Genomic DNA, 13107 nt, shown 5'->3' with positions numbered 1-13107 from the left:
GCAGTGGCCCATAGGGCCAGACCAAGCAAAATGAGCAAAGCGAATTTTTGCGCAGGGCCGAGCGAATAGCGAGCTGCGAAACAGCCCGACCCGAAGGGGCAGCCCCAAAAAATAAATCTAAAAAACAGATGTCAAAAAAATTGAAAGTAGTCATTTTGACGGGTGCAGGAATTAGCACCGAATCGGGCATACAAACTTTTCGGGATGCTAATGGACTTTGGGAGGGGCATGATGTGATGCAGGTGGCTAGCCCGGAGGGTTTTGCCCAAAACCCGGCTTTGGTCCTCGATTTTTATAACCAGAGACGGGCGCAATTGCATGAGGTGGCGCCCAATGCGGGGCATTTGGCACTAAAGGCTTTAGAAGAGCATTTTGAGGTGGCCGTGATTACCCAAAATGTGGACGATTTGCATGAGCGGGCAGGCAGCAATCGGATTTTGCATTTGCATGGCGAGCTGTTTAAGAAGCGCTCTAGCCTAGATCCCGAAAATATTCAGCCTTGTAAAGAAGATATTTTATTGGGCCAAACTTGCCCAAAAGGAGGACAATGGCGGCCGCATATCGTTTGGTTTGGAGAAGATGTTCCGATGCTGGGCGTAGCTGCTGCTTGGGCAGAATTAGCCGATATTTTTATTGTGGTAGGGACCTCTATGCAGGTCTATCCCGCAGCGGGTTTGATTCATTATGTTCCTCAAGCTTCGCCCAAATTTTATGTAGATCCCAATCCCGCCCAACTACCTCATTTAGACAATTTGAAAGTCTTGGCAGAGCCCGCCACAACAGGCCTGCCTGCTTTGGTGGCAGAACTGATTGAAAAATACGGATAAATGGAAGAGAAAAATCCCTGGACTTTTTTGTCTCGCAAAAAAATATATAGCAATCCCTGGATTGAGCTGGAGGAAGACCAAGTTTTGGATCCTAGCGGCAAAGCCGGCATTTATGGGGTCGTTCATTTTAAGAATATTGCGGTGGGCGTAATTCCGATAGATGCCGAGGGCTACACTTATTTGGTGGGCCAATATCGCTACCCGCTTTCGGCCTATAGCTGGGAAATTCCCGAAGGGGGCTGTCCAAAAGCAGAATCGCCCTTGGCGGCTGCCCAAAGAGAACTATTGGAGGAAACGGGCCTGCGGGCAAAAAAATGGCGGCCCTTATTGCAACTGCATACCTCTAATTCCGTCACGGATGAATCGGGCATTGTCTATTTGGCCCAAGAACTCAGCCAAGGTCAGGCCCAGCCCGAAAGCAGCGAAGAACTTCGACTTTGGCGCCTACCTTTAGCTCAAGCCATTGAAATGGCCCTAAAAGATGAAATTACGGATGTCATTTCGCAAGCGGCCCTCTTCAAGCTAAAAATTTTAATGGATCGGAATGAGTTGTAAATAGATTTATCTATTTTGTGCGCCCTTTGGCCCTTCTTGGACCAAGGGGCTTTTTTATGACCTTTTTTAGCATACTTCATGGGACAATTGAAAGGAATTTTGCTGGTGGCCGCAGGGGCCTGCAGCTATGGCGTTTTAGCCACTTTTGTAAAAATGGCCACCAATAATGGCGGACATATTGGCAATTTGACCTTGGGTCAATTTGTTTGGGGCATTCTGATCCTCTTTATTTTGCGCTTGCTCTTTGGCGGCAAGGCCAAAAAGGCCGTAGCGCCCGCTAGCCTGCAGGAAAAAGGGCAGTTGTTGTTGGCTGGTACTGCTATGGGCCTGACCAGTACCTTTTATTATTTGGCTATCCAATACATTCCCGTTTCGGTGGGCATCATTTTGCTGATGCAAGCCATCTGGATGGGCATTCTGTTAGAATCTGTACTGGAGCGAAAATTCCCTCCTCTTATCAAAATTATTGCTGCGGCTATCGTTTTGGTCGGGACCTTTTTAGCCACGGGTATTTTGGGCCAAGAGGAATCGCTAAGCCTAGATTGGCGCGGTTTGGCCTTTGGTTTGGCCGCCGCTTCTAGTTATACCGTCACCCTCTATTCTTCCAACCGCGTAGTTTTGCGCCTCCCCAATTTGGAGCGCAGCTATTTTATGGTTTGGGGCGGTTTGATCATCACGCTTTTGTTCTGGAACCTCAGTCTAATCGACAATTTTGGTTGGGCCGATTTTGCTAGCTGGGGGCTGCTCATTGCCGTTTTCGGGACCGTCCTCCCTCCTATTTTACTCAACGAGGGCATGCCTATTACGGGCACGGGCTTGGGCAGCATCATCGCTTCCATGGAAATCCCCGTCTCTATCTTATTTGCCTATGTTTTGCTCAATGAGCAGGTGGGCAACCTACAATGGTTGGGCGTTGGCTTAATTCTAGCCGCTGTTTTTTGGATCAACTGGCCCAAGAAATCGAAGGCTTAGATCATAAAGAAGCGAAAACGGGCTCTAGTTCGTTTTCGCTTTTTCTTTTTTTGGGGCTGCCCCTTCGGGTCGGGCTGTCCGCAGCTCGCTACTCGCTCGGCCCTGCGCGGGCGCTGCCCGCTAGGTCTGCCGCCTTTGGCGGCCCTGCTCCCATCCCTCAGCCTGCGGCCCTTCGGGCCTGTAGAACGCCAATTAACGTAAAGAAGGATCTAGGCGAATAGCTTGTTTTCTATATTTATCGGCTTCGGCCAAATTGCCCAAACGCTTGTGGCTATGAGCCAAAGTCAAATAAGCCTTAGCAAATTTGGGATCCTTTTCGACAATTTTTTCGGCCTCGGCTATAGCATCTAAAAAGCGGTTGGTCTCAATATAATTGACGCAAATATGATATTGAGCATCAATAAAATAGGGGTCTAAGCTCAAGGCTTTTTCAAAGTTTTGGATCGAAAGATCATTTTTCTTTTGGCGCAAATAGCTCAAGCCCAAGGCAAAGTAAAATTGTTTCTCTTTGGGATTTTTAGCAATAGCTTGCTCAAAACTTTCGGCAGATTCTTGAAAGCGATTGAGCTTATACAAACTGCTTCCTAGTTGATAATAGCTATACGCATCCTGCATCCCTGCCTCGATACAAGCCTTAAAATAAGCAGCAGCCTCGCTATACTTCTCTGCCTGATAATGAATATCGCCTAATGCAGAATAAGCTTTGGCATGGCTAGGTGCCAGCTCTACGGTTTTGGCAAATTCTTTTTGGGCCTTCATGCTATTGCCCACTTCTAGGTAGTTGAGGCCCAAATTAAAGTGCAGGGCTGCTTCTTCAGAATGCTTGGCAATAGCTTCTTCTAAAACCTCAATTGCTTTTTGGTAATTTCCATTTTGGCGATATTCGCTAGCGAGTTGTCCGTATTCAGCCAAATCATTTTGGATATCTAGCTGAAGATCGCCGCTCTTATCTAGCTGTTTAGCCTTCGCCAAAGCTTTTTGGCTTTCCTTATTTCGGCCCAATTGATCTAGGCTTTTGGACCAATAATAATACAACTCCGCTGATTGCAATTTGGGTGCAAGTTCAGCCAAAAGGGGCTCGGCCTTGCTCATATTATTGCCCAAATAATAGCTCAGGGCCAAATGCTTGGCAAGTTCTTTTTTCTTGGGTTGCTTTTGGTAGGCGGTTTCTAGCAGGGCTTCGGCTTCTTCATAATTCTCATCATTGTAGTAGAGAATTCCCAAATTATAATTGCTATTAAAATGGCGATCATCTAGAGCCAAAGCCGCTTCATATTGTGCAATAGCAGCCGCTCTTTCGCCTAGCTGCTGCTCGCAAAGGGCCGAAAGATAATAGAAATCGGCTTGGGTAATTTGGCCCATAAAAGATTGCAGTTTGCTGCGCGCCTCTTGATACTTTTGCTCTCGATAAAGCGCCAAAGCCGCATTATAGGCCTTATCCGAAGGGCTACTGCGCTCTTCTTCTATAAACAACTCTCTTTTTGGGGCTTCTTCTTTGGCCAAATAGCGCTCTATTTGCTCCAAAGACTTCAAGGCTTTTCCATCTGTAGGAGAAATTTGCAGACTATGTTCCAATTCTTTTTTCGCCTCTCCCCATTTCTGTAATTGAATATAGGTTTGCGACAAATTGAAATGTAAATCAAAATCATGTGGGGCCACTTTTAGGGCCTCCAAGTAAGCAGCTTCTGCCTTTTCTAGTTCTTCCAGCTGTTCATAACAACTGATTAAGCTGCGATGTGCGTAGTAAAAGTCTGGAGATTCCTGAATGGCCTGCTTAAAAAGAGGAGCTGCCGTTTCATAATCTCGACTTTGATAATATTGTAGGGCCGAATTATAGGCCTTGATGGCCGCCTTGTTTTGGGCCAATAGCGTTCCGCTAAACAATAACAAACTAATTAGGAGCAACTTGGGCATCATGGCATTTGGTTTTGAGTGGCGGGGCGGGAACTGGGGAGTTATCTAAAATACGCAGTTTTTCCTGTTCTGTTGTTGGCCTTTAGTCCTTTTTCATAAAATTAGGCAGTCTGCATAGGTAGAATTACAGCTAATTAGTTGATTTACTTATTTTTATGAACAAAATTTAAAACTATTCTACTTAGCCCAAAACAAAGCCTGACAAAAAATAGTCCCTAAATATAAATTAAGCGTTCAACAAAAAAGCATTAGATCTTGTTATGCGACAAAATCAACAAATTCTAATACCATGAGTAAAATGACTTTAGGCGATGCCTTACCTGCTTTTCGTTTGCAGGACCAAGATGGGCAGTGGCTCACAGAACAAGACTTTTTGGGCCAAGCATTGGTCCTCTATTTTTATCCCAAAGACGATACGCCTGGCTGCACAGCAGAAGCCTGTGCATTTAGAGATCAATTTGAGGTCTTTACTGACTTAGGGGCAAAAGTAGTTGGCGTTAGTGCTGATGGACCAGAAAAGCACAAGAAATTTGCCAGCAAGCACCGCTTACCCTTCCGCTTGCTTAGTGATAGCAAAAAGGAGTTACGCAAAAAGTTTGGTGTCCCAGGCAGCTTATTTGGCCTTTTACCTGGCCGTGTAACTTATATATTTAATGCCGAGGGCAAGTTGATTCATGAATTTAGTTCGCAATTTAATGCGGTTCAGCATATTGAAGAGGCCTTAGAAAGCTTAAAAAAAGAGGCTTAAACGCCAAAGGAGCAAACAGTAAACTGTTTGCTCCTTCTCTTTTTGCTTATGCTAGCTTTCGGTATTGGTTGGGGCTCACCCCCGTTTTGGCCTTAAACATTCGGCTAAAATAATGCGGATAATTATAGCCCAACTGATAGGCTAATTCACTGATATTGAGTTCCGATTGGAGTAAAAGTAGCTTAGCTTTGTCTAATACAAATTGCTGTATTTTTTCCTTCACCCCATAACCTGTTTCTTTTTTGATTAGATCGCTTAAATAGTTGGCCGAGAGCTGCAATTCAGAAGCAAAGTAACTGACTGCCGGCTGGCCCTCTTCTGCAAATCGGCCCTCTTGATAATACGTCTTTAATAACTGCTCAAAGCGGCTGAGCAGATCGCTATTTTGGGCCGAACGAGTATTAAATTGCCGTTGATAATAGCGCTGACTATAAGTCAATAATAATTGCAAATGGTCCACAATCACGTCTTGGCTATGGTCATCTATTCTACCTTCCAATTCTTCTTGGATTAAGTCAGCACATCGATTTAAGATATTTTGTTCCGCCGCAGAAAGATGTAAAGCCTCATGCACCTCATAAGAGAAAAAGTGGTAATCATCTATTTTTTGGCCCAACTGTTTGTTGCGGATAAGATCTGGATGAAAGAAAATCATCCAGCCCGTTCGTTCTCCTTTTTTCTGACTTTCATGCATACTGCTCGTTTGTCCAGCCGCAGTAAATAAAAGCACCCCCTCTGAAAAATCGTAGCTATTTCGGCCATAATCCATCCCACACCCCCCATCTTTGAGCGCAATACTATAGAGCTGCAAACAGAATTTTTGTGCCAGCAACTCCTCTCCGATTTCTACTTCACTAAGGTCTACCACAGAGATAAGTGGATGCTGAGGGGCAGGCAAGCCAGCCATTGCATGCAGTTGGCTAACAGAATCTATTTCTATAATCATCAGACAGTTATTTTTGAATACTTCACTAAGGTCGAACAAAAAAGAAGAAGAGAAAAACAGAAATCTCGGAAATTAGCACAGAAAACCCTTTTTCAGGTCTGCAGCAAAAATGAATCTAGAAAACTGGCAGAACGAATCAAATTCCTACTAATCAGGATGCAGTTTTTTTGGGGCCTGCCGCCTGCGGCGGCCGGGCCCTTGCAGGGCTCGCAGGGCTGCTCGGCCCTGCGGGCTGCGCCCTTGGTCTGCCGCTACGCGGCACCCTTGCAGGCCCCTAGGCCTGCGGCCCTTCGGGCCTGTAGGATGGATGTATATCCCAGTGGGTTAAAACCCACAGCAACAAAAGCGGCCATACCAAGCGCAATAAAAATGAGCCGAAGGTTAAAACCATCGGCCCATAATAAGTTGTAATAAACAGCAAACAAGGGCTTTAGCCCATGGCCCAAAACTGACGAACCGCCGAAGAAAACAGCCAAAAGAAAAAAGACCGTTGAGCGGCCTAGCGATGGTAGGCAGTGCGGCACAGCCGCAGACCAAGCAAAAAACTTGTTTTTTGCGCAGGGCCGAGCGACCCGACCAACGGGAGCCGACGCAGCGAAGCAAGTAACAGCGAGCTGCCGAACGTAGCGCCCGCCGAAGGCGGGAGGCCCAAACTACAAATCAATGTAGATAGAGCTACTAGGGCAGACAAACAGCTATACAGCTAAATATTCTAAACAGTATTTTTGCGTATACTTTTCTTTATACACAAATAAAATATGAAATAGATAGCCATCAAAGATTATCCTAGCTTTTCCTCCATTCTGAACCAGCCACTGAAAACACGAAATACGTCGTTCATTAGAGCTAAGGCTATTTACAGCAAACACATCTTGCAAAAAAGAACTAGTCATTTTTAGATGTTCTTTATAGTTATCAAATTCTTGATCGCTAACTTTTAATAGATGCCTTTCTTCATATGTTCTAAGGCTATTGACAAGCTGGTCTTCTGTAGTAATATTACTAATATATTTAGGCCCATCATAATTTCCCTGCCCTCTAAAAGAGAGATGTTGAATTAACAAACTATCTACTCCTTCCAAGTCTAATCCCTGATTAGAAATAAATTCTGAAGCATTCAAAAAGTCTTCAAAATGATGAAAATCATGATTTGAAAAATAGTACAAATTATGATAAGGACTTTTCCAATGTGAATAATGCATTCTCGAATCTTCGTTTGAGGCTTTAGCTGGCATAAGAAAAAATGCATTGCTGCTCAAATCCCTTAAAATAAAAAAGCGATTATAAGCAGAAAAAATAGATCTAATCTTGTATAGCTCCAAGCCAAGTGAATATAAGCTTAGCTTTTCTTCTATTAGATATGGCTTTTCTCCTGCTAAAGTTAATGACTTTAAGTGCCTTTCTTCCACTTCACTATCACAACACCACAATACATTCGATAAAACACTATCTATTTTTTGTTCTACAAAAAGATTACTTTTCGTAGTATTTCCTGCATCTTCTTTACTGGCACTACAGCTAAGAGCCAAGAACAGCATAAATACATTTAACAATCTCATTTTCTGACCCTTAGTATTCACAACACCTTTAGATTATTGAGTATCCCTAAACTATAAAATCAATCTGACAAAATTTTTTCAAACACAATCAAAGCATAAGCATTATCCTCTTTATCTCTTGCCTCTTCGATCAAAAAATACCACTTTTTCTTCTCCTTAAGAAAAGAGGATATTTCTCCTATAAGAACTAACTGCTCCTCGTAAAAATCATCCATATCATCGGCATATATTAAGTGCTCCCTCAATGTCGCATCTCTTTGATATAGTCGAATTCTTTTAATTAAAGACTTAACTACATTAGATTTTTCTACCTCAGTAAAGCCATTCCATAAACTATCGACCCTTTCAAGAGAACATCTAAATAAGTCCATATTTTTTTGATCAAAATTTGAACATAAATAACCTGGGTTATCAGTAGTACAGTTAGAATTAGAACAGCCTCCTAAAAGGACAAAAAAAACAATGTGTATAAACTTAATCCTCTTCATTAAAAAATTATTTTGAATCAATGGACTGACTCCATTTGGGATTGGTCTAGGGCTCAATCGCCTGAAATCCACTGATAATCTATGAGTCGCACACTATCATCGCCCCGATTGGCTAAGGTCCAACTGCCTTTTTTACCATTTTCAAATAGGCGAAAACCATTATAAAATCGGCCTTTCACAGGCCACTTTCTAGCCCCTCCTAGCTGATTAACTTCTACTAAATAAGCTTGCTCGTCCTCCTTACAAAAGAGATAGATCTTTTTCTTTTCCTCTTTTAAAAAATAGCAGTCCCCACAAGCCTCTAACTGACCTGCATATTCAGCGATAAGCTCCCCATCTGCATCTAAATGTAAAGCGTTATAATGTTTCCCTAACAAAATAAAGCTGGAATCAGTAAAATAGAATTGTGTAGAAGGGTAATTGCAAGTTCTATCTGTAAACCCCTCAAAGCTTTTGGTCCAAAGCAACTCTCCATCTTTTAACTTTTTCAAAATTATTTTAGTAGGCTGCTCGTAAAACGAATGCACTTCAACAGCCAACACAATCCCACCATCGGCCATTCTTTCAAGCTGAAGAATAGACAATCCACCCTCGCCCTCTATACCTATATTCTCTGATTCATAACGCTTTTGTTCTTTCCCATCTGCATCAAGAAAAAGAACAATAATTTTTTGATTCAAATTGAAAACTACAGCAAAGCCAGCCGAAGGTAGATCGATCATGTAGGCTGTATGTATATAATTTCCTCTAAAGATCTCTTTAAACTGATGGCTTTCTGTTTGCCGATCCCATTTGTTAAAGTACATGATGCTCCCCCCCTTATTTTTTCCTTCAAACATCTTAGTCCGACTCAGGCTATAAATATAATCTTCTTTCCATACATAATCATCTAGATGATGCCTCTTTACGATAGGAAAGTAAATACGCTCAACAGTATCTTTTCTATTTACTAATAAGACGCCCTTTTCTCTTGAAAGCTGTATCCCTAAACCTTCTGCATAACTTTGTCTCATTCGATAAGCCCTGTAAAGGCCTGACCAACTCTTATTTTCCCCAATATAAATTGTGGTATCTCTAACAAGCGCCAAGCTGGGCGATTTCCTTTCTATAGCTTTCTTTTCTGGAGCTTTCTGCTCACAAGATATTAGCCACAGCAATGCGATAAAAATTATAAAATTACTTGCTATTCTTCCCTTCATGATCTTTAGTTCTATAAATTTAATCCTCAGCGCAAAACCTCAGCCTTGGAGCCCATGCACCGGCAGTAAATATACCGCATAAGACAGCTCTGTTGGTCCCTGCGGCATACAAGCAGAAATAAAAAAGATTACAATTATATACAATATATTTTTCATTTGCCCCTAATTACCTTAGCTAAAGTTATATTCTGTTTCAACAGATGCTCAAGCGGCCCATTTTGGCGCCAATTTCTAATATCAAATTTCTTACTGCTGTTTTTTTTTGGGGCCTGCCGCCTACGGCGGCCGGGCCCTTTCAGGGCTCGCAGGGCTGCTCGGCCCCGCGGGCTGCGCCCTTGGTCTGCCGCTACGCGGCACCCTTACAGGCCCCTAGGCCTGCGGCCCTTCGGGCCTGTAGGATGGATGTATATCCCAGTGGGTTAAAACCCACAGCAACAAAAGCGGCCATACTAAACGCAATAAAAATGAGCCGAAGGTTAAAACCATCGGCCCATATCATTTATAGCAAACAAGGGCTTTAGTCCACTCTTTACATAGCCCTACAAGCATGGGCTTCAGCCCATAGGCCCAAAACCGCCCAGCCGCTAAAAGACGCTTTATTTATCTTTTCCTTTTTTCAAAACCCCAAGAAAAAGCTGGGGGACTAACAAAGTATAACTATGAAGTTCCACAAGCCCAAAATAGGGGTCCTCTAAGGTATATGTTGGGTCCAACAACGCCAAAATAGCCCTTCTTTACCGTATTTTATAGCTTAAAAAGCAGAAGAGGCCGCTTGTTTAGCCCAAGCTAGAGCTCTTCTACTGCTTTATAGGCATCTGGAACTGCATTGTATAGGTCCTAAAACCCCACAGGGTACGTCCCGAACTCTATCAGATACGTCCATCAACCCCACAGGGTACGTCCCAAACTCTATCAGATACGTCCATCAACCCCATAGGGTACGTCCCAAACTCTATCAGATACGTCCATCAACCCCATAGGGTACGTCCCAAACTCTATCAGATACGTCCATCAACCCCATAGGGTACGTCCCAAACTCTATCAGATACGTCCATCAACCCCATAGGGTACGTCCCAAACTCTATCAGATACGTCCATCAACCCCATAGGGTACGTCCCAAACTCTATCAGATACGTCCATCAACCCCATAGGGTACGTCCCGAACTCTATCAGATACGTCTACCAACCCCATAGGGCACGTCCCAAACTCTATGAGGTACGTCTAGGGCCCCAAAATAGACGTTCTAGGACGTCTATTTTGGGGTCTTACAACCTATATTGTACACTTACCCAACGTATACTATACACTTCTGCAACATATATTATACACTTCCATAACCTATACTATGGAGTTCAGGACGATAGCTATGCAGTAAAAGAACCTAGAACGAGCAATTAGTTAGTGCATTCAATGACTTTGACAACATATATCATAGATTTCAGGACGACTAACTAGGAGTTTTGCTAAGCATCAGCTCATAACTATATGACATGAATACATCTAGGTGGAAAACCAGCGCAACAAAAGAGGCTATACTAAGCCCAATAAAAATGGGCCGATGGTTGAAACCATCGGCCCATATCATTTATAGCAAACAAGGGCTTTAGCCCGCCAGTTTGCATAGTCTACAACCATGGGCTTCAGCCCATGGGCCCAAAACCGCCCAGCTACCGAAGCTGAAAGCCAAAAGAAAAAAGACAGTTGAGCGGCCACAACAAGCCCTTTAGGGTGCAGTTCGACGACCAACGGGAGTAACCGATGGTAGGCAGTGCGGCAAAGCCGCAGACCCAGCAAAAACTTGTTTTTTGCGCAGGGCCGAGCGACCCGACCAACGGGAGCCGACGCAGCGAAGCAAGTAACAGCGAGCTGCCGAACGACAACAAGGCCTTTAGGCCGCAGTTCGACGACCGAAGGGAGTAACCGCCCGCAGCTTGCTGCGGGAGGCCCCAAAACAAGAAATAAAAAGAGGCTTAGACTAGATTTCTGGTGCCGCTTAAATTATGACAAAAATTCCTTAGTTTCGCTGCACACTTTAAGCGCAGAAAAAACTATGGTAAACGTACAGATTTTGGCCGTGGATAGCCAACAGGAGCATCAGGCAACTTTAGAGCAGTTTTTGGCTCCTTTAAAGGCTAGCGGACAAATTCAGATTGTAGGGGAACAAGAAGAAAACCCCTTTGAGGCCTATGAAGAGAAAGACTTGGCCGTTAATATTTTGATCTTATTGCTTTCTCCCGTCTATTTGGAAGATGCCCAATTGGAGGCCGCTCCTTTGGCCCAATTGCTAGCCCGAAAAGCACAAAAACGCCGCGAATATTGGGTGCAACCCATTTTGTTGGAAGCCTGTGATTATAGCCACAAACCCTATGCAGATTATCCCGTTTTTCCCATGCCCAATGGGCAAAAAACAGCCCTGCCTATCTTAGATCCTAGCTGGTCCTCTACCGCAGAGGCCTGGAAAAGAGCCGTAGAAGGGGTAGAATTGGGCGTGACTTATATTGAGCAGCAACGCAGCAATGCGCCTACAGCCGTTGGACAGCAACAAAAATTGCTTTTGCTGACGGCCAACCCTAAAAATACGCAGGCCTTAGACCTCAATATTGAGATCAATGCCATTAAAAATGCGCTTCGCCGCTCTGATTATCGAGATAACTTTGAAGTGGAATTATCTTTAGACATTCAGAAAAAGGCCCTTTTAGAGACCCTTTTGCAAGAAAAACCTCGCTTTGTCCATTTTTCTGGCCACGGAAGTGGAGAGGACGGCCTACTCTTTTATGGCGCTTCTGGAGAATCAGAATTAGCCGACGGACCAAGTTTGGCCCAACTCTTTCGCCTCTTTCAAAAATACATTGATTGCGTTTTCCTCAATGCTTGTTACTCTGAGGCACAGGCCAAAGTGATTGCTCAATACATTCCCTACGTTATTGGGACCAATAATGCCCTTTCTGATCAGCAGGCCATTTTATTTTCTGAGGCTTTTTATATGGCCATCTTTAACGGTACCACGCCTGCCGAAGCCTTTGCCTTAGCTTCGGCCCAGGTCGATTTTCAAAATTTACCGCCCTCCGCCCAAGCCATGTTTTATGAGCATGGCCAATTGACCCTTTCTCAAAAAGCGACCGATAGCAGTGAAACGTCTATTGGTCCTGACCGATCGGGAGAGGTAGAAAAAGAGGAAAAAGTGGAAGAGCCCAAAGTAGAGGAACCCAAAGTGGAAGAGCCGCCAAAAACAGAGGAGCCCCTCCCCCAGCCAGAGGTTTCTGCAGAAAAAACAACCTCTTATTGGACCGATCCCAAAGATGGACAAAAGTATCCTGTTATTAAGATTGGGAAACAAGATTGGATGGGGCGCAACTATGCCTTGGCCCTAGCGGACAGCATGCCCTCTAGTTTGGCCGATGGTGGACAGTTATATAGTTGGGAGCAGGCGGTCAAAAACTGTCCTGCCGGTTGGCGCTTGCCCAATAAAAGTGATTGGGAGGCCCTATTGGTCATGGTAGATCATAAAAGCTCGGCCCTAAAGGCACAAACGAGCTGGGTCAATAAAAAAGGGCTAGACAGCCGTCAATTTGCGGCCCTAGCCTGCGGAGAATATAAGTTGGAGCGCAAACTGCTCTGGCAAGAAGGCCATTATGGCCATTTTTGGTCGAGTACTGATCGGGCTGGAGAAGTCTACAAAGGCGAGCAATTGGCTTATCGACTTCGCTTAGCCTATAATAGCGAGCAATGTCAGTTAGCGGCCATTTATAAGAGCAGCTACTTCTCGGTCCGCTATATTAAGATCGAAGAATAATTTTCTTCAAAAAAAATCAAAAAAGTTTCTCCCTGATAATCTTAGAGTTAGCTCAAAACAAGCATTATCGGGGAGTTTTTCTAGAAAAAAAGATTTGGAGATTT

General features: G+C 43.9%; 10 protein-coding genes. 5 read left to right on the top strand and 5 right to left on the bottom strand.

Features of this window, described 5'->3' with window-relative positions; translation table 11 throughout:
* Nucleotides 1–128 precede the first annotated feature (128 nt).
* From PPO43_RS15075 to PPO43_RS15065, 3 genes are all read left to right on the top strand, one after another.
* On the top strand, nt 129–827 hold the full coding sequence (locus PPO43_RS15075) for an SIR2 family NAD-dependent protein deacylase (RefSeq protein ID WP_272619291.1): 699 nt from the start codon (nt 129–131) through the stop codon (nt 825–827).
* Nucleotides 828–1382, top strand: coding sequence for an NUDIX domain-containing protein (locus PPO43_RS15070; protein ID WP_272619289.1), 555 nt, complete (start codon nt 828–830; stop codon nt 1380–1382).
* A 78-nt stretch (nt 1383–1460) separates the two neighbouring features.
* Complete coding sequence (locus PPO43_RS15065; protein ID WP_272619287.1) at nt 1461–2354, top strand: EamA family transporter; 894 nt, start codon at nt 1461–1463, stop codon at nt 2352–2354.
* Between the two features lie 192 nt (nt 2355–2546).
* Here PPO43_RS15065 and PPO43_RS15060 read toward each other — a convergent pair whose 3' ends face one another.
* On the bottom strand, nt 2547–4271 hold the full coding sequence (locus tag PPO43_RS15060) for a tetratricopeptide repeat protein (RefSeq protein WP_272619285.1): 1725 nt from the start codon (nt 4269–4271) through the stop codon (nt 2547–2549).
* A 286-nt stretch (nt 4272–4557) separates the two neighbouring features.
* Here PPO43_RS15060 and PPO43_RS15055 point away from each other — a divergent pair, with 286 nt between their 5' ends.
* Complete coding sequence (locus tag PPO43_RS15055) at nt 4558–5016, top strand: peroxiredoxin (protein WP_272619283.1); 459 nt, start codon at nt 4558–4560, stop codon at nt 5014–5016.
* Nucleotides 5017–5062: 46 nt separating this feature from the next.
* Here PPO43_RS15055 and PPO43_RS15050 read toward each other — a convergent pair whose 3' ends face one another.
* From PPO43_RS15050 to PPO43_RS15035, 4 genes are all read right to left on the bottom strand, one after another.
* Nucleotides 5063–5962 carry a helix-turn-helix domain-containing protein gene (locus PPO43_RS15050; RefSeq protein ID WP_272619281.1) on the bottom strand — a complete coding sequence of 300 codons (900 nt, stop codon included), beginning with the start codon at nt 5960–5962 and terminating at the stop codon, nt 5063–5065.
* A 695-nt stretch (nt 5963–6657) separates the two neighbouring features.
* Complete coding sequence (locus PPO43_RS15045) at nt 6658–7521, bottom strand: hypothetical protein (protein ID WP_272619279.1); 864 nt, start codon at nt 7519–7521, stop codon at nt 6658–6660.
* Nucleotides 7522–7580: 59 nt separating this feature from the next.
* Nucleotides 7581–8009 (bottom strand): hypothetical protein, encoded by a 429-nt coding sequence (locus PPO43_RS15040; protein ID WP_272619277.1) that lies wholly within the window; start codon nt 8007–8009, stop codon nt 7581–7583.
* A gap of 53 nt (nt 8010–8062) precedes the next feature.
* Entirely contained in the window at nt 8063–9208 is a 1146-nt protein-coding gene (locus PPO43_RS15035; RefSeq protein ID WP_272619275.1) for a hypothetical protein, read from the bottom strand.
* A gap of 2052 nt (nt 9209–11260) precedes the next feature.
* Here PPO43_RS15035 and PPO43_RS15030 point away from each other — a divergent pair.
* Nucleotides 11261–13003, top strand: coding sequence for an FISUMP domain-containing protein (locus tag PPO43_RS15030; RefSeq protein ID WP_272619273.1), 1743 nt, complete (start codon nt 11261–11263; stop codon nt 13001–13003).
* The last annotated feature ends 104 nt before the right edge of the window (nt 13004–13107 follow it).

Origin of the sequence: Saprospira sp. CCB-QB6, from assembly GCF_028464065.1 — a bacterium.
Classification (GTDB): domain Bacteria; phylum Bacteroidota; class Bacteroidia; order Chitinophagales; family Saprospiraceae; genus Saprospira.
Note: the sequence above shows the minus strand (reverse complement) of the source record. Positions and strands in the feature narration are given on the sequence as shown.

Bases quoted from the DNA above. Each gene is read 5' to 3' on its own strand.
- PPO43_RS15075 (WP_272619291.1), top strand. From the start codon at position 129: ATGTCAAAAAAATTGAAAGTAGTCATTTTGACGGGTGCAGGAATTAGC.
- PPO43_RS15070 (WP_272619289.1), top strand. From the start codon at position 828: ATGGAAGAGAAAAATCCCTGGACTTTTTTGTCTCGCAAAAAAATATAT.
- PPO43_RS15065 (WP_272619287.1), top strand. From the start codon at position 1,461: ATGGGACAATTGAAAGGAATTTTGCTGGTGGCCGCAGGGGCCTGCAGC.
- PPO43_RS15060 (WP_272619285.1), bottom strand. From the start codon at position 4,271: ATGATGCCCAAGTTGCTCCTAATTAGTTTGTTATTGTTTAGCGGAACG.
- PPO43_RS15055 (WP_272619283.1), top strand. From the start codon at position 4,558: ATGAGTAAAATGACTTTAGGCGATGCCTTACCTGCTTTTCGTTTGCAG.
- PPO43_RS15050 (WP_272619281.1), bottom strand. From the start codon at position 5,962: ATGATTATAGAAATAGATTCTGTTAGCCAACTGCATGCAATGGCTGGC.
- PPO43_RS15045 (WP_272619279.1), bottom strand. From the start codon at position 7,521: ATGAGATTGTTAAATGTATTTATGCTGTTCTTGGCTCTTAGCTGTAGT.
- PPO43_RS15040 (WP_272619277.1), bottom strand. From the start codon at position 8,009: ATGAAGAGGATTAAGTTTATACACATTGTTTTTTTTGTCCTTTTAGGA.
- PPO43_RS15035 (WP_272619275.1), bottom strand. From the start codon at position 9,208: ATGAAGGGAAGAATAGCAAGTAATTTTATAATTTTTATCGCATTGCTG.
- PPO43_RS15030 (WP_272619273.1), top strand. From the start codon at position 11,261: ATGGTAAACGTACAGATTTTGGCCGTGGATAGCCAACAGGAGCATCAG.